Source organism: Rhodococcus sp. P4_F5 (assembly GCF_056401315.1).
Map to the genome: position 1 here is coordinate 18,197 of NZ_JBFUJP010000025.1, position 19,152 is coordinate 37,348.

General features: G+C 70.3%; 18 protein-coding genes. 16 read left to right on the forward strand and 2 right to left on the reverse strand.

Going from position 1 to position 19,152, the window contains the following annotated elements:
- The first annotated feature begins 19 nt into the window (after nucleotides 1-19).
- From AC1DU4_RS12525 to AC1DU4_RS12545, 5 genes are all read left to right on the forward strand, one after another.
- Nucleotides 20-667, forward strand: coding sequence for a SanA/YdcF family protein (locus AC1DU4_RS12525; RefSeq protein ID WP_477840244.1), 648 nt, complete (start codon nucleotides 20-22; stop codon nucleotides 665-667).
- Between the two features lie 215 nt (nucleotides 668-882).
- Nucleotides 883-1,926 (forward strand): alpha/beta fold hydrolase, encoded by a 1,044-nt coding sequence (locus AC1DU4_RS12530; RefSeq protein WP_477840246.1) that lies wholly within the window; start codon nucleotides 883-885, stop codon nucleotides 1,924-1,926.
- An 81-nt stretch (nucleotides 1,927-2,007) separates the two neighbouring features.
- A complete protein-coding gene (locus AC1DU4_RS12535) occupies nucleotides 2,008-2,679 on the forward strand; it encodes a class I SAM-dependent methyltransferase (RefSeq protein WP_477840248.1) in 672 nt (223 codons plus the stop codon).
- A 112-nt stretch (nucleotides 2,680-2,791) separates the two neighbouring features.
- Nucleotides 2,792-3,226, forward strand: a complete 435-nt coding sequence (locus tag AC1DU4_RS12540) for a DUF6632 domain-containing protein (protein ID WP_477840250.1) — start codon at nucleotides 2,792-2,794, stop codon at nucleotides 3,224-3,226.
- Between the two features lie 296 nt (nucleotides 3,227-3,522).
- Nucleotides 3,523-4,365, forward strand: coding sequence for an HAD family hydrolase (locus AC1DU4_RS12545; RefSeq protein WP_477840252.1), 843 nt, complete (start codon nucleotides 3,523-3,525; stop codon nucleotides 4,363-4,365).
- 82 nt (nucleotides 4,366-4,447) lie between these two features.
- On the opposite strand, the gene AC1DU4_RS12550 is transcribed toward AC1DU4_RS12545, so the two are convergent.
- Nucleotides 4,448-6,727 carry an N-acetylmuramoyl-L-alanine amidase gene (locus AC1DU4_RS12550; protein ID WP_477840254.1) on the reverse strand — a complete coding sequence of 760 codons (2,280 nt, stop codon included), beginning with the start codon at nucleotides 6,725-6,727 and terminating at the stop codon, nucleotides 4,448-4,450.
- 186 nt (nucleotides 6,728-6,913) lie between these two features.
- Between AC1DU4_RS12550 and AC1DU4_RS12555 the strand changes: the two genes are divergently transcribed.
- The 4 genes from AC1DU4_RS12555 (at nucleotide 6,914) to AC1DU4_RS12570 (ending at nucleotide 10,743) form a co-directional block, all read left to right on the forward strand.
- Nucleotides 6,914-8,446, forward strand: a complete 1,533-nt coding sequence (locus tag AC1DU4_RS12555) for a SpoIID/LytB domain-containing protein (RefSeq protein WP_477840256.1) — start codon at nucleotides 6,914-6,916, stop codon at nucleotides 8,444-8,446.
- A 194-nt stretch (nucleotides 8,447-8,640) separates the two neighbouring features.
- Nucleotides 8,641-8,790 (forward strand): hypothetical protein, encoded by a 150-nt coding sequence (locus tag AC1DU4_RS12560; protein WP_477840258.1) that lies wholly within the window; start codon nucleotides 8,641-8,643, stop codon nucleotides 8,788-8,790.
- Nucleotides 8,791-8,890: 100 nt separating this feature from the next.
- Nucleotides 8,891-10,135, forward strand: coding sequence for a cytochrome P450 (locus tag AC1DU4_RS12565; protein ID WP_477840260.1), 1,245 nt, complete (start codon nucleotides 8,891-8,893; stop codon nucleotides 10,133-10,135).
- Entirely contained in the window at nucleotides 10,135-10,743 is a 609-nt protein-coding gene (locus tag AC1DU4_RS12570) for a TetR/AcrR family transcriptional regulator (protein ID WP_477840262.1), read from the forward strand. The genes AC1DU4_RS12565 and AC1DU4_RS12570 overlap by 1 nt, the downstream gene beginning before the upstream one ends.
- 42 nt (nucleotides 10,744-10,785) lie before the next feature.
- On the opposite strand, the gene AC1DU4_RS12575 is transcribed toward AC1DU4_RS12570, so the two are convergent.
- Entirely contained in the window at nucleotides 10,786-11,526 is a 741-nt protein-coding gene (locus AC1DU4_RS12575; protein WP_477840264.1) for a VIT1/CCC1 transporter family protein, read from the reverse strand.
- A gap of 121 nt (nucleotides 11,527-11,647) precedes the next feature.
- Between AC1DU4_RS12575 and AC1DU4_RS12580 the strand changes: the two genes are divergently transcribed.
- The 7 genes from AC1DU4_RS12580 to AC1DU4_RS12610 all read left to right on the forward strand — a co-directional run bounded on the left by AC1DU4_RS12580 (nucleotide 11,648) and on the right by AC1DU4_RS12610 (nucleotide 19,027).
- A complete protein-coding gene (locus tag AC1DU4_RS12580) occupies nucleotides 11,648-12,196 on the forward strand; it encodes a MepB family protein (protein ID WP_477840266.1) in 549 nt (182 codons plus the stop codon).
- Nucleotides 12,197-12,287: 91 nt separating this feature from the next.
- Nucleotides 12,288-12,503 carry a TipAS antibiotic-recognition domain-containing protein gene (locus AC1DU4_RS12585; RefSeq protein ID WP_477840268.1) on the forward strand — a complete coding sequence of 72 codons (216 nt, stop codon included), beginning with the start codon at nucleotides 12,288-12,290 and terminating at the stop codon, nucleotides 12,501-12,503.
- Nucleotides 12,504-12,556: 53 nt separating this feature from the next.
- On the forward strand, nucleotides 12,557-13,777 hold the full coding sequence (glf, locus tag AC1DU4_RS12590) for a UDP-galactopyranose mutase (protein WP_072844473.1): 1,221 nt from the start codon (nucleotides 12,557-12,559) through the stop codon (nucleotides 13,775-13,777).
- Nucleotides 13,774-15,696 (forward strand): glycosyltransferase, encoded by a 1,923-nt coding sequence (locus AC1DU4_RS12595; RefSeq protein WP_477840270.1) that lies wholly within the window; start codon nucleotides 13,774-13,776, stop codon nucleotides 15,694-15,696. Before glf ends, AC1DU4_RS12595 begins: the two co-directional genes overlap by 4 nt.
- Complete coding sequence (locus AC1DU4_RS12600; protein WP_174556688.1) at nucleotides 15,674-16,207, forward strand: phosphatase PAP2 family protein; 534 nt, start codon at nucleotides 15,674-15,676, stop codon at nucleotides 16,205-16,207. Before AC1DU4_RS12595 ends, AC1DU4_RS12600 begins: the two co-directional genes overlap by 23 nt.
- Nucleotides 16,204-17,109, forward strand: a complete 906-nt coding sequence (locus tag AC1DU4_RS12605) for a decaprenyl-phosphate phosphoribosyltransferase (RefSeq protein WP_072844476.1) — start codon at nucleotides 16,204-16,206, stop codon at nucleotides 17,107-17,109. Before AC1DU4_RS12600 ends, AC1DU4_RS12605 begins: the two co-directional genes overlap by 4 nt.
- Entirely contained in the window at nucleotides 17,087-19,027 is a 1,941-nt protein-coding gene (locus tag AC1DU4_RS12610; protein WP_477840273.1) for an arabinofuranosyltransferase AftB family protein, read from the forward strand. Before AC1DU4_RS12605 ends, AC1DU4_RS12610 begins: the two co-directional genes overlap by 23 nt.
- Nucleotides 19,028-19,152 lie beyond the last annotated feature (125 nt).

Sequence of the window (19,152 nt, forward strand, 5' to 3'; positions counted from 1 at the left end):
CTCGGCCGACGGCAGGCCGGTGCGCCGGCGACTGGTGCGCGTCGCGGCGTCTGGGGTGGCCCTGCTGGCGGTCGTGGTGCTCGGTTCGATGGCCTGGATCGGGGTCGCCTCCGCGGGGCACGTGCACGAACCCGGCGACGCGCCGGAGGCCCCGGTGGTGATCGTGCTCGGCGCCAAGGTCGCCGACGGCAAGCCGATGTCCTTCCTGGCCGGCCGCCTCGACGTGGGGGCCCGGCTGGTGCGGGAGGGGAAGGCGCGCGCGGTGCTGGTCTCCGGCGACGCCAACGGCACCTCCGGCAACGAGATCGCCGCGATGACCGACTACCTGGTGGCGCAGGGCGTCGATCGCAGTCTGATCGTCGGTGACGACTACGGGCTGGACACCTACGACACCTGCGCCCGTGCCGCGCAGACGTTCGGGGTGCGCAAGGCGCTGATCGTCAGCCAGGGCAACCACGTCTCCCGGGCGGTGGCGCTGTGCCGGCACGCCGGGATCGATGCGGACGGCGTCAAGGGTGACTGCGACTGCCGGACGATCACCGTGGCCAGGAACACCGCGCGGGAGTGGCTCGCCAGGCCGAAGGCCGTCGCCGACATGCTCTCGAACCGGCCGCCGAAGGTGGGCTCGCCCCCGGACGACGCACTCGAGCGCGTGCTGGCGGACTGAGTAGGCGCACGAGGGTCGACTCGGAGAGCATTTCGCGGTCGACGAGGGACAGAAGACGCCCGTTCGGAGGAGGCGTCCGGCGAGGACGGACCCCCCGGACGCCACGATCCAGCCCATCGGAATGGCTGCAATAGTGCTGTTCAAGGCCGTGGGGGCGGTGGGGCGGTAGTACTTCTTCTGATTCGCTGCGCAGCCGGACGTCGTAGGCTCGGGCGATGCTGGAGAAGTCCGAGATCCGGTTCCTCCCCCGCGGCGCCCGCCGCGTGGCGTACGAGATACGCGGGGACGGTCCACCGCTCGTCGCTCCGGCGTGGTGGGTGAGTCACCTCGAGCTCGACTGGCAGAGCGTGGGCTTTCGGCGATTCTGGGAGGGAGTCGCGACTGGCTACACACTGATCCGCTACGACCGGCTCGGCGTCGGCATGTCGGACCGCACTTTGCACGATGCGGATCTGAGCCTGGGTGGGGAAGTTGCGACGTTGCGCGCGCTTCTGGACGAGCTCGAACTCGAGCGCGTGTCGCTCATCGGCGGCTCGTCCGGGAGTTGCACCGCCATCGCATTTGCCGCAGCGTTTCCGGAGCGCGTCGAGCACCTGGTGCTGTACGGGTCGTACCCCGACGGTGCGGCGCTGACAGCTCCGGGCGTGGGGGACGCGATCCTGGCGGCCGTGCGCGCGCACTGGGGACTCGGCTCGCGCCTGCTCAGTGACATCTTCCTCGGTGGTGCCGACCCTGCGGAGCACGAACTCTTCGCACGGTTGCAGCGGGAGGCGGCGACCGCCGAAACCGCTGCCGCGTTGTTGGATCTGGTCTATCGCCTTGACGTACGCGCGCACCTCCCTCTCGTCCGGCAGCCGGCGTTGGTTGTGCATCGTCGTGGCGACCGCGCTGTGCCGTTCCGGCTCGGGCGTGAGGTCGCGGCCGCCATTCCAGGCGCGACATTCATCCCGCTGCCGGGAAGCGCGCACTTCCCCTGGCACGACGACACAGATTCCGTGGTCCGCGCGTGCCGCCAAGCGCTGGCACCGGTGCAGCCGCCGCCGCACCATGCGAGCGAGCCGGAATCGGTCCTACTGTCCAGCCGTGAGCGTGAGATCCTCGCCTGCGTCGCTCGCGGTCTCGGCGATCGCGAGATCGCCGAGCAGCTCGTGCTGAGCCCGCACACCGTTCACCGCCACGTTGCGAATATCCGCCGCAAGCTGGGCCGCACCTCACGGACGGCCGCTGTCGCGGAGGCCGCCCGTCTCGGACTCCTGTGAGATGGCCGGAACGGGCCACCTGCAGAAGATGGCCGCGCTGAGCGATGCGCGCACCATGCGGTCGCTCGTACGTTTGGCCGCATGACCGAGAACGCAAGCATCGAATCAACCAACGAACTCCAGGCGAGCCCGCCATCAGCGGCGTGGCTGCGGATTTTCGCCCTGGCGTACGACCCGTTTCTCTGGCTGGGCGAGATCGCAGGCATGCGCCGCCGGCGGAGCACGCTCCTGGGCGGCGCCCGCGGGCGCGTCGTCGAGATCGGCGCCGGGACCGGGCTGAACATCGCGCACTATCCCGACGAGATCGCCGAGCTCGTGCTCGTCGAGCCCGAGCCTGGGATGCGCCGAAGCCTCGCGCGTCGCCTGCAGCGGCATGGGCGCGTCGCGCGGATCGTCGACGCGCCTGCCGAGCGTCTACCGCTCGCGGATGCCTCCGTGGACACCGTCGTCTCGACGCTCGTCCTGTGCACCGTCAACGACCCCGAACTCGCGCTTCGCGAGATCGCACGCGTGCTCCGCCCGGATGGGCAGTTGCTGTTCATCGAACATGTGCGTGCGAGCTCGCGGTTCCTCGCGGCGTGCCAGGATTTTCTGCTCACACCGTGGCGACACTTTGCGGGCGGCTGCCGCTGCAACCGCGCCACCGGGGAGCTGATGCGCGACTGCAGCTTCACCATCGCAGCCGACGATGCTGTGTGGCGCGGCATGCCGTCGATCGTCCGTCCGATCATGGTGGGACGCGCTACTCGGTGATCTGAACGGTCGTCGGGTCCGCCGGGCCCACGCCTCGTAGTTTGATTCCACGATCGCCTCAGGGGTCCGAGAAACAGGACCTGCTCGGAGCCCATACCTATTGGAGCGCGCAATGGTGTCCTCATACAGCTACCGACTTCTCCAGATCGCGCTCGTCGTCTTTGGCGCGGTGATGCTTCTTCTCTATCCGCTCGCTGTGGTGTGGCCGACGGGGTGGGCATGGCATCTCGGTGCTCCCTACCAGTCCGACTACTTCATGATGATCGTTGTCCTGTACGCGACGCTGGGCATTTTCCTCTGGAACGCGGCGCGACGTCCTGAGGCCAACATCAGCCTGATCTGGTTCACCGTGTGCTCGAGCGTCGTCCACGCCGCAACAATGGCGGTGCAGTCCTTCGGCAGCGGCGACCACATGGGACATCTGTGGGGAGATGTCCTGGGGCTGCTTCTCGTAGCCATCGTGCTGTCCGTCCTCGTAGTGTCATCCGGTCTGAAGCAACTACCTCCCGACCGCCGTACGAACCCCGTGGCCGGTGGTCAGTCCTGAGGTGCCGGCCGACGGCCGGCTGTGATCGACCTGCCGCCGCAGCCAGATTTGGCGAGATGGCACACAGCAGAAGGAGATTCGCGCGTCCGCGGACGCCGGCGAGACGGCGGACGACGGCGCCACGCTGCCCGCGCAACAGTCCGTGACTCCCGGCCCCGGCCGCGCCGGTACTGCGTCCACCGTCACCCTGAACGACGTGCCGCTGCGGTCCCGGTGGCCGGCCGGTCCGGCCGTCCGGCCGGTCCGGCCGTCCGGCCGGTCCGGCCGTCCGGCCGCGCGCGGGTCGGTGCGGCAAGATGGGTCTGGTGCAGGACAACGGATACCCCAAGCCCCTCCTGATCGCCAGCGACGTAGACGGCACCCTGATCGACGACGACGAGATGGTCAGCGCCCGCACCCGTGCCGCGGTGCACGCGGCCGTCGCGGACGGGGTGCCGTTCGTGCTGGCCACCGGCCGGCCGCCACGCTGGATCGCACCGGTGGTCGACGGCCTCGGCATGGCACCGATGACGGTGTGCGCGAACGGCGCGGTGCTCTACGACAGCGCCACCGACCGGGTGCTCGCCGCCGAGACCCTGTCCGTGGAGACGCTGACCTGGGTGGCGGAGCTCGCCAAGTCGGCGCTGCCGGGCTGCGGGCTCGCCGCCGAACGGATCGGTGCCACCGCGCACGACGCGGCCACGCCGCAGTTCGTCAGCTCGCCCGACTACGAGCACGCCTGGCTCAACCCCGACGACACCGAGGTCTCCGACGACGAGGTGGTGGCGTACCCGGCGGTGAAACTGCTGATCCGGCTGCCCGGGATCGCCAGCTCGCACATGGTCGAGCGGCTCGCCCCCCTGCTGAACGGTCGCGCGGACCTGACCTACTCGACCAACAACGGGCTGATCGAACTGTCCGCGCCCGGGGTGACCAAGGCGTCCGGGCTGTCCGCGCTGGCGAGCCGGCTCGGCATCGACGGCGGCGCGATCGTCGCGTTCGGAGACATGCCCAACGACGTGCCGATGCTCTCGATGGCCCGGCACGGCGTCGCGGTGGCCAATGCGCACCCCGACGCGATCGCCGCGGCCGACGAGGTCACCACGTCGAACTCCGCGGACGGCGTCGCGCGGGTGCTGGAACGCTGGTGGGCGAACTGATCTCGGCGAACTTCCCTGCGTCACAACGCATCAGACCGGCTGCACGGCAGCCGGTCTGATGCGGGTGGTGCGCTGAGGTCGGTCAGCCGACCGGGGCCGGAGCCGGGGCCAGTGCCTCGGGGGCGGGAGCGGGAACGGGAGCCTCGGGTACGGGCGCCGCCGCCGGCACCTGCGCCGCCGCGTCCGCCGCCGGCAGGCCGGCATAGGAATTCGCGTAGGTCTGGTTGTACGTCTTGAGCACCGTGGTGACGATGCCGGTGATCTGGTTGAAGATCAGCGAACCGTACTCGAAGTCGGCGCGCATGCCGTCCGGGACCACGTACTCGTCGCTGACCGGGAGCCCGAGGGCCCCGCCGTCGAGGCCGCTCTGGTTCCACGTCTCGTAGATCTTGCCGAGCACCGTCCACACCCCGCCGTTGGGGGAGGTGGCGATGGCTCCGTTGTCGAACTTCACGAGCGAGTTCCCGGCCTTCGCGGACAGGATCCCGCTCAGCGAGGCCCCGAGGCGACCGAGCTCGCCGCCCTCCGAGATCCACTTCTGGGCGATCGGGGACTGGTCGGTGAGCTTCAGCAGTTCACCGACGAGCGTGCCGAGCTGCTCGACCGACCCGGTGTCGATCGTCGGGGCCTGGGCGTCGGGCTGGGCGCCGGTCTGCGTGTTCCCGGACGTGGCGGCGTTGCCCGCCGGCTTCTCCGGTGCGACGGCCAGCACGCCGCCCCCGCCACCGTAGTTGGCCTTGGCGATGCTGCGGATCTGGTTCATCTTCGCGTAGCCGGCGTCGCCCGGGCAGCTGGTGTTGCCCACGTCGCGGTGCGCGAAAATGACGGGCAGGTCCACGGCCTGGCCCTGGCCGTACGGGGTGAACTCGGTGCCCTCGGAGTACATCGTGGTGCGACCGGTCGGATCCAGTCCGGCCTTGGCGAGCCGCCAGCCCAGGAACTTGCCGACGGCGTCGACGGTGGCCTGCGGCGGGGTGACGGCGGAGAAGTCGCCCATCATCGCGATGCCCATGGTGTTCTCGTTGAACCCGCCGGCGTGCGCGCCCTGCACGTTCCGGTCGAGCCCGCCGGCGCGGCCCTCGAAGATCTGGCCGTACTTGTCGACCAGCACGTTGTACCCGACGTCGCACCAGCCGAGGGTCTGCGCGTGGTACGCGTAGATGGAGCGGACGATCTCGGCGGACTCGGCCTTGGTGTAGTCGTTGCTGCCCGCGGTGTGGTGCACCGTCGCGCCGCCGAGGGAGTCGTCGTAGCTGGGTCGGTCGCAGCGGATCCCCTCGTCGGCGCCCCACTGCGCGCGGGTGATCACCTTCGGCCCGGAACCCCCGAGCGGCGAGGCGATGTCACCGAGCTCGGCGTCCCCGTTGCCGGAACCGGGCTGGATGAGCACGGCGGTGACGGCGTCCGCGAGTGCCTGGGTGGAGGCGGGTGCGGGAGCGGTTTCCGGTGCAGGTGCGGGCTCCGGCGCGGGCTCCGGCGCGGGCGCGGGCGCGGGCTCCTGCGCACGGAGCGGGGTGTTCAGGGCGGCCGGGGCGAACCCGACCGCGGCCGGCGCCGGGTCGCCGGGCTTGGCGGGGTCGACCGGGGTGAGCAGGTTGGGCAGCAGCTCCGCGGGCGCCGGCGCCTCGGCGGTGCCGGAGGTGGGCAGTGCCGCCAGGGCCTGCGCGGCCTTGGTGACCAGCACCTGCACCGCGGTGGTCTGGCCGACGAACACCGGCTCGGTGCCGGTCTTCCCGCCCTGGGTGCGATCGTTCTTGCGTGAGTCGACCTGCTCGGTGGCGAACCACGGGCCCCACGAGCCGTCCGCGAGCTTCGCGCGGACCTTGGCCGCGGTGGCGCCCAGGTCCGAGGTCAGCGCGATCATGCTGAACGGCGTGTCGCGGCTGATTTCCTTGACCGCGGTGCCGAACTCCTGCTCCGGCGTCGGTGCGGGTGCGGGTGCGGGTGCGGCCGGGGCGGGAGCCGCGGGTACCTGCGCGGCGATGTCGCCGGGTGCGGGTGCGGGCACGGGTGCCGGCAGCGCGGGCAGGGTGATCTTCTCGGGCAGGGTCAGCCCCTCGGGCAGCGGCAGGTTCTGCGGGAGCGCGATCTCCGTCGGCAGCGGCGGGAGCGGCAGCTTCTTCAGGTCGGACAGGCGCAGGTCGGGCAGGTCGAGGCCGGTCAGCTCCTTGAGCGGGATCACGATGTCGGGGACCTGCGCGAGGACGACCTCCGCGATCTCGGTCGGCACGGACTGGGTGGACTCGGTGGTCGACCGGACCCCGGAGGTGCTGGTGACGCCCCAGACCGCGAGCGGACTCGCGATAGCTACGGCGGCAACCGTCCCCAGGATGATCGACGGCTTCGATCGGCGGTGCGGCAAGACGACTCCCTCGTTGTTTCGCTGAACCTGCTCGAGGCCCCGAACCCTGCATTTGTGTTGCGAGTGTTGCTTGAGTGACAGCTGTTGCCATTGCTGACCACTCTTGCCACACTAGCCACAGATAGCCTAAGGCTCAACCTTAGCTTGAGACTTGATGCTCGTCTCAGTCGATGAGGAGACCGGAACATGGCCATTACCCGTCGCAAGAAGTTCATCATGGGCCGCCCGATACGTGCCGGATGGCGGCCGTTCGCGGCGCGCGCCCTCGCGCTGGGCGTCGCACCCGCGCTGGTGGTGGGGGCCGGGGTCGGCATCGTCGCCGCCCGCGAGACCGCGGGCGCGGTCACCGAGGCTGTCGCGGCGGACACCCCGTTCACCGTGGTCGGTCACGGCCACGGCCACGGCCGTGGCATGGGGCAGTGGGGCGCCTACGGCTACGCCGCCGAGCAGGGCTGGGCCGCGGAACGGATCATCGACCATTACTACGGCGGCACCCCGCTGGACAGCATCCCGCAGCGGCCGATCACGGTGCGACTCGTCGGCCTGGACGGGCAGGGGCTGAACGTGTACTCCGACGCCGGCATGAACGTCGCCGGTCGCCCGGTGGCGCCCGGCGAGGTCGCACACCTCACCGCGACTCCCGGCGGCGGTGCGAGTGTGGCCGTGACCAAGGGCTGCGAGGGGGAGGTGCTCTGGCAGGGTGCGACGGACCATCCCTGGGTGGACCCCGTTGATCTCGCCGCGGACCGTCCGGCGGACCAGAACCTGAAACTGTGTGGCGGCAACAGTTTTCGAGGTTCGCTCGGCGTAGCCCTGGAGGGTGCGGAGCCGAGGGTGGTCAATCACGTCGACCTCGAGGACTACCTGCTGGGCGTGGTGCCCGCCGAGTCGAAGCCCGAGTGGGCGGACACCGGAGGAGCAGAAGCGTTGCGCGCCCAGGCAATTGCGGCGCGGTCCTATGCGGCGTCCGAGCATCGGTACGACTACGCGGACACCTGTGACACCCAGGACTGCCAGGTCTACCCCGGCTCGACGAAGGAGGACCCGCGGACCACCGAGGCGGTGCGCTCCACGGCGGGCCGCGCGCTGGTTCGTGACGGCAACCCGGTTGCAGCCGAGTTCTCCGCTTCCACAGGAGGATTCAGTGCCGGCGGCGTGTTCGCCGCGGTGGAGGACAGGGGTGACGCATCGGCGCCTGTCCACGACTGGACGCAGGTCCTCACCGCCGGCGACATCGCCGAGGCGTTCGGCGTCGGAGAACTGCAGTCGGTGGCCGTCACCTCGCGCAACGGACTCGGCGCCGACGGTGGCCGCGTCACCGGGATGAGGGTGGTCGGTTCGGAGAAGACGGTGGACGTCGACGGCAACGCCGCACGCATCGAACTCGGGCTGAAGTCCGACTGGTTCACCATCACCGAGGGCCTGGTCCCGGCCCCGGCGGCACCCGTCGCCCCGCCAGACGGGCGCCAGGCCGCGCCCGACGACGCCGCGCCCGAGGTCCCGACGCCGACCGAGATCGAGAAGAAGTACGCCGAGCTCGGCGGCGCGAACGGCGTGCTCGGCGCGCCGATCGGCCCCGAGATGGCAATGCCCGACGAGGCGGGCAAGTTCCGGATGTTCACGCACGGCGCCATCGTCTGGACCCCGACCACCGGGGCGCAGGTGATCGACGCCAGCGTGCTGGGCTCCACGTTGCCCGGGGCGGGCAGCGCCGGCTGACGCCGCGGTTCTCCTGAACGGCACCTTCGGCAGGATCTCCCCCGGAAACCGGGGCAGATCCTGCCGAATTGGGTTGGTGCCAAGGGTGTTACCGTTTGACCCATGAGCACGCACCAACGCTGGCCCTGATCCGGGGCCGGCGACTGACGAGAGGAATCTCGATGCGTGCTGCATTCTGCAACAGTCTCTTTCGCATGTTCGGACACCGCGTGTGCTGCTCGAAGCTCCCCGAGTGGACCGCCCATGTCGGCCAGCGGTGGGACGTCTACGACGTGGCGCCGTGGAATCTGTACAACGTCATCTGGCGGATCCGGAACTGGATCGCGTGCGGCATGACGGACTGAGTCGGTTCTGACATTTCGGCAGGATCTCCCCCGGAAACCGGGGGAGATCCTGCCGAAACTCGTCGTTGACAAACAATGGCATCTGTCTCACTCTCGAAACATGACGACAACTATGTCCGGTCGGGCCGCCTATGTGCCGCCGTCCGGGGAGTCCTGGCGTGACCCGTTCGGCATGTACGCGGCGCTGCGTGAGCACGACCCCGTGCACCATGTGGTTCCCGAGGAGTCGCCCGGCGACGACTACTGGGTGCTCACCCGGCATGCGGACGTGTTCGCCGCCGCCCGCGACCACGAGACCTTCTCCTCCGCGGACGGGCTGACCACGCAGTACGGCGAGCTGGACAAGATCGGCATGCGGGACAACCCGCCGCTGGTGATGCAGGACCCGCCGCAGCACACGGACTTCCGGCGCCTCGTCGCGCGCGGGTTCACCCCGCGGCAGGTCAACTCCGTCGAGCCGGAGGTGCGCGAGTTCGTGGTCGAGCGCCTCGAGGGGCTGCGTGCGGCCGGCGGTGGCGACATCGTCACCACGCTGTTCAAGCCGCTGCCGAGCATGGTGGTCGCGCACTACCTGGGTGTCCCGGCCGAGGACCGTGACCGGTTCGACGGCTGGACCGACTCGATCGTCGCGGCCACCGCCACCGGCGACACCCTCGACGCGGCCGCCGCCGTGGGAGACCTGATGGGCTACTTCGGCGGCCTGATCGAGCGTCGACGCGCCGAGTCCGCGGCCGGGCAGGCCGGGGACGACACCATCTCGCACCTGGTGGACGCCGGGGTGGGCGCGGACGGCGACATCTCCGGACTGCTGTCCATCCTCGGGTTCGCGTTCACCATGGTCACCGGCGGCAACGACACCACCACCGGGATGCTGGGCGGCGCCGTCCAGCTGCTGACCCAGCGGCCCGACCAGCGCGCGCTGCTGCTCGAGGACCCGTCCCGGATCTCCGACGCCGTCGAGGAGCTGCTGCGTCTCACCTCGCCCGTGCAGGGGCTGGCCCGCACCAGCACCCGGGACGTGACCGTCGATGTCGACGGCCGCGGCGTCACCATCCCGGCGGGCCGTAAGGTACTGCTGGTCTACGGGTCCGCCAACCGCGACCCGCGTGCCTACGGTCCGGATGCGGAGGAGTTCGACGTGCTGCGTGCCCCGCGTCAGATCATGACCTTCAGCCACGGCAGCCACCACTGCCTCGGTGCGGCCGCCGCCCGCATGCAGGCCCGGGTCGCGCTCGAGGAACTGCTGAGCCGGTACCCCGACTTCACCGTCGACATCGACGCCGTCGAGTACGCGCCCGGCAACTACGTGCGCCGGCCCACCCACGTGCCGTTCTCGGTGAGCTGATGGCCGGCCCCGACGCCCCGACCGCCTCCGGCAGTCCCGCCCCGCCGTGGCTGCGCGAGGAGCGCAGCGAGATCGCGGCGGAACGGATCCTCGACGCCGCCGCGGAGCTCTTCGTCCGGCGGGGCGTCGCGACCACCGGCATGGCCGAGGTCGCGAAGGCGGCGGGGTGCTCGCGGGCAACGCTGTACCGGTACTTCGACAACCGCCGGTCGTTGCACCTGGCGTTCGTGCACCGGGAGGCCCGGCGGCTGGGGGAGCAACTGTCGACCCAGGTCGCCGACATCACGGACCCGCGTCGACGCGTCGTGGAGGCGACGCTCGGCGCGGTCCGTGCGGTGCGGCGGACGCCGACCCTGGCCGCCTGGTTCGGGCTCGGCGACGCGGGCATCGCCTCCGAACTGGCCGGCACCTCGGAGGTCATCGAGGTGCTGGGGACGGCCTTCCTGGCCGACGCCGGGCTCGGCGACCACGCGGAGGTCTCGCGCCGGGCCCGCTGGCTGGTCCGGGTGATCGTCTCGCTGCTCACCGTGCCCGGCGCGGACGAGGCCGACGAGCGCGCCATGATCGAGCAGTTCCTGGTCCCCGTGCTGCTGGCGCCGCCCGCCTGACGGCGACGCCGGGACCTCGAAGCCGACGCCGGGACATCAAAGCTAGAGGGCGACGCCGCCGACCAGTTGCCCGATGCCGTACGTGACGGCCATCGCGAGCGCGCCGCCCAGCACGACCCGAGCCACCGCCCGGCCGCGGTCGGACCCGCCGAGCCGGGCGCTGACGCTGCCGGTGAGCGCCAGCGCGACCAGCACCGCCACGACCGTGACCGGGATCCGCGCCGTGGGCGGCGTGAGGAGCACCGCGATCAGCGGCAGCAGCGCGCCCAGCGTGAACGAGACCGCCGAGGACGCGGCGGCCTGCCAGGGGTTGGTGAGCTCGTCGGGGTTGATGCCCAGTTCGACCTCCGCGTGCGCGGCGAAGGCGTCGTGCGCGGTCAGTTCCTCGGCCACCGTGCGCGCGGTCGCGGGGGACAGGCCCTTCGCCTCGTAGAGCCCGGTGAGCTCCGCGAGTTCCTGCTCGGGGGTCTCGGCCAGTTCGGCCTGCTCCTTCGCCAGCAGCGCGCGCTCGGTGTCGCGTTGGGTGCTCACCGAGACGTACTCGCCGAGCGCCATCGACACCGCGCCCGCGGCGAGCCCGGCAATGCCGGCGGTGAGGATCGACCCGCGGTCGGTGGTCGCGGCGGCGACGCCGACCACCAGGCCCGCCGTCGAGACGATGCCGTCGTTGGCACCGAGGACCCCGGCCCGCAGCCAGTTCAGCTTGGCGTAGAGGCCCGGGCCGTGCGGTTCGGCGTCGTGGGGCTCCGGTGCGGTCGACACGTCCCCCGAGTCGGTGCTCATGGCCGGAACGCTAGTGGCTGCGAGGGGCCGCTACCAGCAATGCAAGGCTGTCCGAAGTGGTCGGGCGCGGCGCCCCGCCACCGGCGCCCAGCGCGTCGACGAGCACGAAACGAGGACGACCATGACCGACCCCTCCGGGCGCGAGAACTCGAATCCGGCGTCCTGGCCCGGGGTTCACGCCGACCTGCTGGCGGCGAGGACGTGGCTGTACGACCCCTGCGGGTTCGCCTGTTCGCGGCCGGTGCCCGAGCCGGAGAGTGCGGCGTACGGGGCGTACGAGTACACCCTCGACGGCCGGGAGGTCAGGTACCGCGTCGCCAGGATCACACCGACGAAGGTCGGGCAGTTCGTGACGCTGTGGAAGCGGCCCGGCCCGGGTCCCATCGCGCCCTTCGACGCCGCCGACCCCGTCGACCTGTTCGTCGTCAGCTGCCGCGACGGCGACCACTTCGGTCAGTTCGTGTTCTCCCGCGAGGTCCTGCGCGAGCGCGGCGTGCTCTCGCGAGCCGGCGAGGGCGGCAAGCGGGCGATCCGCGTCTACCCGCCGTGGGTGACGACGAGCAGTCGCCAGGCCGGCACCACACAGGCCTGGCAGCTGGAGCACTTTCTGCCGATTCCCGGAGGCCACCCGGTCGACGCCGCGCGGGCGCGGGCGCTGCACCGCGCGTAGATCCGGGGACGCGCCAACTCGACCTTGACCTTGGCGCAACGTCAACCTCCATCCTGGACATGTCGAACCGGCACACAGGTGAGGAACGGACATGGGAATCCGACGGTTGGCGCGCCGGCACGTCGAGTGGCTGAGCGGCATCCCCGGGACGCCGGGCCACGGCGCGGCGCCGGACCGGGACTACGTCCTGGGCCTGGCGGAGATGTACGTCACCGACCAGCGGTTTGCCGCGAACTACGGCGGCCTCGCCGGCGCGACCTTCGTCCGTGACGCGCTGCGGGTGTACGTCGAACGCACCTTCCGGTAGCGCGCCGGGCGTCCGATCAGCGCCGACAGTCCTGTCGGATACCCTGGTTCGCCGTGACCTCTGTTACCGAGAACTCCGTGACCTCCGGCCCGTACGACCTGATCATCGTAGGTTCAGGATTCTTCGGACTGACGATCGCCGAGCGGGCCGCGACCCAGCTCGGCAAGCGGGTGCTGGTCCTCGACCGCCGCAACCACCTCGGCGGCAACGCCTACTCGGCGCCCGAGCCGGAAACCGGCATCGAGGTGCACCAGTACGGCGCGCACCTGTTCCACACTTCGAACCAGCGGGTCTGGGACTACGTCACCCAGTTCACCGAGTTCACGGGCTACCAGCACCGGGTCTTCGCGATGCACAAGGGGCAGTCGTACCAGTTCCCGATGGGCCTGGGCCTGGTCTCGCAGTTCTTCGGCCGGTACTTCACCCCCGACGAGGCGCGCAAGCTGATCGCGGAGCAGTCCAGCGAGATCGACAGCAAGGACGCGACCAACCTCGAGGAGAAGGCGATCTCCCTGATCGGGCGCCCGCTCTACGAGGCGTTCGTCCGTGACTACACCGCCAAGCAGTGGCAGACGGACCCGAAGAACCTGCCGGCCGGGAACATCAGCCGGCTGCCGGTCCGCTACACCTTCGACAACCGCTACTTCAACGACACCTACGAGGGCCTGCCGGTCGACGGCTACACCGCGTGGCTCGAGAAGATGGTCACCGACGAGCGCATCGAGGTCCGGCTCGACACCGACTGGTTCGACGTGCGGGACGAGCTGCGCGCCGTCAGCCCCGACGCCCCGGTCGTCTACACCGGACCGCTGGACCGCTACTTCGACTACGCCGACGGCGAGCTCGGCTGGCGCACCCTCGACTTCGAGACCGAGGTGCTGCCGACCGGCGACTTCCAGGGCACCCCGGTGATGAACTACAACGACGCGGACGTGCCGTACACCCGCATCCACGAGTTCCGGCACTTCCACCCCGAGCGGGAGTACCCGGCGGACAAGACCGTCATCATGCGTGAGTTCTCCCGGTTCGCCGAGTCCACGGACGAGCCGTACTACCCGATCAACACCCCCGAGGACCGGCAGAAGCTCGAGGCGTACCGCGCCCGTGCCAAGCAGGAGACCGCGGAGCAGAAGGTGCTCTTCGGTGGGCGTCTGGGCACCTACCAGTACCTGGACATGCACATGGCCATCGCCAGCGCCCTGAGCATGTTCGACAACACCCTGCGCCCCCACCTCGAGACCGGTGCACCCCTCGCCAACGGGACCGCCGAATGAGCGCGCGGCACCTGATCGAGGCGGACGCGGCCGCCGACGACCACGTCGAACTGCGCGGCAAGGCGCTGCTGCAGCGGGTGCTGCTGCCGCGACCGGGCGAGCCGCTCGACGTGCGCACCCTGTACCTCGAGGAGTCGAGCACCAATTCCGCTCGCGCGCACGCCCTCTCGCGTACCGCGCTGTCGATCGGTGCCGAGTCCGAGGTGTCGTTCTGCACCTACTTCAACGCCTTCCCGGCCAGCTACTGGCGGCGCTGGAGCATCCTGGACTCCGTGGTGCTGCGGCTCGAGCTCAGCGGGCACTGCCGGGTGGACGTGTACCGCTCCAAGGCCGACTCCTCGCGAATCCACGTGGAGGGCAAGGAGTTCGAGGACGGGGACACCGCCCTCGAGTTCGAGGTCGAGTTGGCGCCGTTCGAGGACGGCGGCTGGATCTGGTTCGACATCACCAGTGACACCGCGGTGACGGTGGAGGGCGCCGGCTGGTTCGCCCCTGTCGAGGCGCCCGGCGAGGCCAGTGTCGCGCTGGGCATCCCGACCTTCAACCGCCCCACGGACTGCGTCAAGGCCCTGACCGCACTGGGCTCCGACCCGCTCGTGCTGGACGTGCTGAAGGCGGTCATCGTGCCCGACCAGGGCACCCGCAAGGCCCGCGACGAGCCGGGCTTCGCGGCCGCGGCGGAGGTGCTGGGCGATCGCCTCGCGATGCACGACCAGGCCAACCTCGGTGGCTCCGGCGGCTACAGCCGGATCATGTACGAGGCCCTGAAGACCACTGACTGCCAGCACATCCTGTTCATGGACGACGACATCGAGATCGAGCCGGACTCGATCCTGCGCGCCCTGGCGATGTCCCGGTTCGCGAAGTCGCCGATGCTGGTCGGCGGGCAGATGCTCAACCTGCAGGAGCGCAGCCACCTGCACACGATGGGCGAGGTGATCAACCGCGGCAACTTCATGTGGTCCGCGGCGCCCAACGTCGAGTACGACCACGACTTCTCCAAGTACCCGCTCAGCGACCGGGAGAACTCGAAGCTGCTGCACCGGCGCATCGACGTCGACTTCAACGGCTGGTGGATGTGCATGATCCCGCGCGTCGTCGCGGAGGAGATCGGCCAGCCGCTGCCGCTGTTCATCAAGTGGGACGACGTCGAGTACGGGCTGCGCGCCCGGGCGGCCGGCTACCCGACGGTCACCATGCCGGGCGCGGCGATCTGGCACATGGCCTGGTCCGACAAGGACGACGCCATCGACTGGCAGGCCTACTTCCACCTGCGCAACCGCCTGGTGGTGGCGTCGCTGTACATGCCGGGCAACGGCCGGGGCCTGGTGCTCGACACCGTCAAGGCCACGGTCAAGCACCTGCTCTGCCTCGAGTACTCCACCGTCGCCATCCAGAACCGCGCGATCGCGGACTTCCTGGGCGGCCCGGAGCACATCGTCGAGCTGCTGCCCACCGCGCTCGGCGAGGTCCGCGCGTTGCGTGAGGAGTTCCCCGACGCAGTGGTGGTGCCGTCCTCGACCAGCCTGCCGCTGCCGTCCGGCGCCGGTGTCGGCGCGGTGGGCGAACCCCGCGGCCCGCTCGCGAAGCTCGTCCGGCTCGGCAAGGGCCTGGTGCACAACCTGAAGCCCGCCGTCGACGAGCACCACGAGCGCCCGCAGCTGAACGTCCCGACGCTCGACGCCCGCTGGTTCCTGCTCTCGCAGGTCGACGGCGTCACCGTGACCACCGCCGACGGTCGTGGCGTCGTCTACCGCAAGCGCGACCCGCGCCAGGCCTGGGCGCTGCTGAAGGAGGCCCTGCGGCTGCGCCGCGAGCTGGCCACCCGGTTCCCGGAGCTCAAGGCCGAGTACGCGGCCGCGGTGCCGGCGCTGACCAGCAAGGAGAGGTGGGAAAGTGTCTTCCAGTACAAGGCCTGAGTCGGCGGCCGAGGTGCGGGTGCTCAACGCGGTGCAGGGCACGGTCGGTGCCCGGCCCGGCGTGATCGCCGCCGCCCGTGGCATGTCCCACTTCGGTGAGCACGCGCTCGGCTGGGTCGCGATCGCCGGTGTCGGCGCCGTCGTCGACCCCCGTCGCCGCCGCCAGTGGGCCGGTGTCGCGGTCGGCGCGGTCGGCGCGCACGCGGCGTCCATCGTGATCAAGCGTGTCGTCCGCCGGGCCCGCCCGAACGACCCCTCGGTGCAGGTCAACGTGTCGACGCCGAGCAAGCTGAGCTTTCCGTCGTCGCACGCGACGTCGACGACGGCCGCCGCGGTACTCCTCGGTCGTCTGACCGGTCTACCCTTGCCCGCGGTGCTGGTGCCTCCGATGCTGCTCTCGCGGCTCGTTCTCGGCGTGCACTACCCGACCGATGTGCTCGCCGGATCCGCCCTGGGCGCAGCCTCGGCCGCAGTGGTTCTGCGTGCCGAAAAGAAGTTTGGAGAGAAATGAGCGAGGAGCCGTCCGAGGTCGCCGGGCCCCCCAAGACGTTGCTGGGAGGGATCGTCAAGGCGGTCCGCCCGCGGCAGTGGGTCAAGAACGTCCTGGTGCTGGCCGCGCCGCTGGCGGCCGGGTCCGTCACCGAGGTCGACGTGCTCGTGCCGGTGGCGTTGGCGTTCGTCGTGTTCTGCATGGCGGCGTCCGGCATCTACCTCGTCAACGACGCGATGGACGTGGAGGCGGACCGGGCGCACCCGACCAAGCGCTTCCGCCCGATCGCCGCCGGCGTGCTGCCGGTCAACCTCGCCTACGCGATGGCCGTCGTGCTGCTGGTCGGCGCGATCGGCATCTCGTTCCTGGCGAACTGGCAGCTCGCGCTGGTGATGGGCGTCTACATCGCCATCCAGCTCGCGTACTGCTTCGGCCTCAAGCACCAGGCCGTGCTCGACATCTGCATCGTGTCCTCGGGCTTCCTGCTGCGCGCGATCGCCGGTGGTGTGGCCGCCGAGATCCCGCTCTCGCAGTGGTTCCTGCTGATCATGGCCTTCGGCTCGCTGTTCATGGCGGCGGGCAAGCGCTACGCGGAACTGCAGTTGGCCGAGCGCACCGGCGCCAAGATCCGTAAGTCCCTCGAGTACTACACCGGCACCTACCTGCGTTTCGTGTGGACGCTGTCCGCAACGGCCGTGGTGATCTGCTACGGACTGTGGGCCTTCGAGCGGGACCAGGCGAACGGCACCAACTGGTTCGCGATCTCGATGATCCCGTTCACCATCGCGATCCTGCGCTACGCCGTGGACGTCGACGGCGGCGAGGCCGGCGAGCCGGAGGAGATCGCGCTGGGCGACCGGGTGCTGCAGTTCCTCGCGCTGGCCTGGATCGGAGCGGTGGGTGTCGCTGTCTACCTCGCCTGACACCGCACGTTCCGCGGGGTCCGCGGCGGCCGGCGACCCCGCCGACCAGCCGCTGCCGAGGTCTCTGACCCGGTGGGTGTACCTGGGCGGGGTCGCGCTGACCGCTGCCCTCTTCTTCTGGGGCGCCTGGCAGCGTCGGTGGATCGCCGACGACGGCCTGATCGTGCTGCGGACGGTGCGGAACCTGCTGGCGGGCAACGGGCCGGTGTTCAACGCCGGCGAGCGGGTGGAGGCCAACACCAGCACCGTATGGACGTACCTGGTCTACGCCTTCGGTTGGTTGACCGAGATCCGGCTCGAGTACGTGGTGCTCACGCTGGCCCTGGTCCTCTCCGGTGCCGCGATCGCATTGGGCATGCTGGGCGCCGGTTCTCTCTGGAACAACCGGGCCGGGGCACTGGGCCGGTCCACCCTGCTGCTGCCCGCCGGTGCCCTCGCCTACATCGCGATCCCGCCCGCCCGTGACTTCGCCACCTCCGGGCTCGAGACCTGCCTGGTCATCTTCTGGATCTCGCTGGTGTGGCTGCTGCTGGTGCAGTGGTCGCAGCGGGAGCCGACCACCGTTCGGGTGCTGGTGCTCGCCTTCGTCGCCGGGCTGGGGCCGCTGGTCCGCCCCGAGATGGTGATCGTGGCCGGTCTGGCCCTGCTGATGATCTTCCTCACACCGGGCAGTTGGCAGCGGCGCGCCTCGATCGTCGCGGTCGCCGGCGCACTGCCGGTCGGCTACCAGATCTGGCGGATGGGCTACTACGCCCTGCCCTACCCCAACACCGCCGTCTCCAAGGACGCGGGCGGCGCCAAGTGGTCGCAGGGCTTCGCCTACCTGTGGAACCTCGTGGGCCCGTACTGGTTGTGGCTGCCGCTGCTGGTGGTCGGCGGCTACGTCGGCTGGGTGCTGCTCGGCCGCAAGGTTTCGCCCGCCGACAGCAAGGAGAAGGCGGCGGCAGACCGGACCGGCGTCCGTGCCCCGCTGACTCAGCGGCTGCACACCCCCACCGCCGTGGTCCTCCTCATGCTGGGTGCCGGCCTGTTGCTGGCTGTCTACTCGGTGCGCGTCGGCGGCGACTTCATGCACGGCCGGGTCCTGCTGCCCGCGCTCTTCTGCCTGATCCTGCCCATCGCGGTCCTGCCGGTTCGGGTACCCGCCCGCGGGCAGTGGGGCAAGACCCCGGCGACCGCCTTGTTCGCGGCCGGGTCGCTGGCCTGGCTCGCGACGGTCGTGTGGGCGATCTCGGTGTCCACTGTGACCGGCATGCCGAACGGCACCGTCGTCGGCAAGTCCGGCATCGTCGACGAGCGCGCCTTCTACATACTCAACACCGGTCACGAGCACCCGATCCGGTCCGAGGACTACCTCGACTACCCGCGGATGCGCGCGATGGTCGAGGCGATCGCGAACACCCCGGACGGTGGGGTGCTGCTGCCGGCCGCCGCGTACACCTACTGGGACGTGGTGCCGCCGCCGGCGCCGATCCCGGAGGGTGGCGTCGGCCACGTCGTCTACTTCCTGAACCTGGGCATGACGAGCATGAACGTCGGCCTCGACGTCCGGGTGCTGGACCAGATGGGGCTGGCGTACCCGCTGGCCGCCCACACCGAGCGCCTCGACGACGGCCGGATCGGTCACGACAAGGCCCTCTACCCGGACTGGGTCGTCGCGGACACCGGGATGGTCGACGTGCATCCCTGGCTGCCCTGGTACCTCGACGAGGACTGGGTGCGGCAGGCGAAGGTCGCGCTGACCTGTCCGGAAACCGAGGAGCTGCTGCAGTCGTACCGGGGCGAGTTGACCCGGCCACTGTTCGTCCGAAACCTGAAGAAGGCCTTCGACTATGCGGGGTACAGATTCGACCGCGTCCCGGAGTACGAGATCGAGCGGTGTGGGCTCACGCCACCGCCGCCGGTCGAGCCCAGGTAGGGGTGATCGTGCACGGCGAATTTATCTCGTTTGTGTAACGATGGGTCCTCGTGGGCCGATGAAATGAGAGTGTGCAACGCGGTCACAGACAGCCACAGCGGCTCTGTTGTCAGAGTCGGTTCGGT

Coding starts and splice junctions, on each gene's coding strand:
- AC1DU4_RS12530 (WP_477840246.1), top strand. CDS start 883: ATGCTGGAGAAGTCCGAGATCCGGTTCCTCCCCCGCGGCGCCCGCCGC.
- AC1DU4_RS12535 (WP_477840248.1), top strand. CDS start 2,008: ATGACCGAGAACGCAAGCATCGAATCAACCAACGAACTCCAGGCGAGC.
- AC1DU4_RS12540 (WP_477840250.1), top strand. CDS start 2,792: ATGGTGTCCTCATACAGCTACCGACTTCTCCAGATCGCGCTCGTCGTC.
- AC1DU4_RS12545 (WP_477840252.1), top strand. CDS start 3,523: ATGGGTCTGGTGCAGGACAACGGATACCCCAAGCCCCTCCTGATCGCC.
- AC1DU4_RS12555 (WP_477840256.1), top strand. CDS start 6,914: ATGGCCATTACCCGTCGCAAGAAGTTCATCATGGGCCGCCCGATACGT.
- AC1DU4_RS12560 (WP_477840258.1), top strand. CDS start 8,641: ATGTTCGGACACCGCGTGTGCTGCTCGAAGCTCCCCGAGTGGACCGCC.
- AC1DU4_RS12565 (WP_477840260.1), top strand. CDS start 8,891: ATGACGACAACTATGTCCGGTCGGGCCGCCTATGTGCCGCCGTCCGGG.
- AC1DU4_RS12570 (WP_477840262.1), top strand. CDS start 10,135: ATGGCCGGCCCCGACGCCCCGACCGCCTCCGGCAGTCCCGCCCCGCCG.
- AC1DU4_RS12575 (WP_477840264.1), bottom strand. CDS start 11,526: ATGAGCACCGACTCGGGGGACGTGTCGACCGCACCGGAGCCCCACGAC.
- AC1DU4_RS12580 (WP_477840266.1), top strand. CDS start 11,648: ATGACCGACCCCTCCGGGCGCGAGAACTCGAATCCGGCGTCCTGGCCC.
- AC1DU4_RS12585 (WP_477840268.1), top strand. CDS start 12,288: ATGGGAATCCGACGGTTGGCGCGCCGGCACGTCGAGTGGCTGAGCGGC.
- AC1DU4_RS12595 (WP_477840270.1), top strand. CDS start 13,774: ATGAGCGCGCGGCACCTGATCGAGGCGGACGCGGCCGCCGACGACCAC.
- AC1DU4_RS12605 (WP_072844476.1), top strand. CDS start 16,204: ATGAGCGAGGAGCCGTCCGAGGTCGCCGGGCCCCCCAAGACGTTGCTG.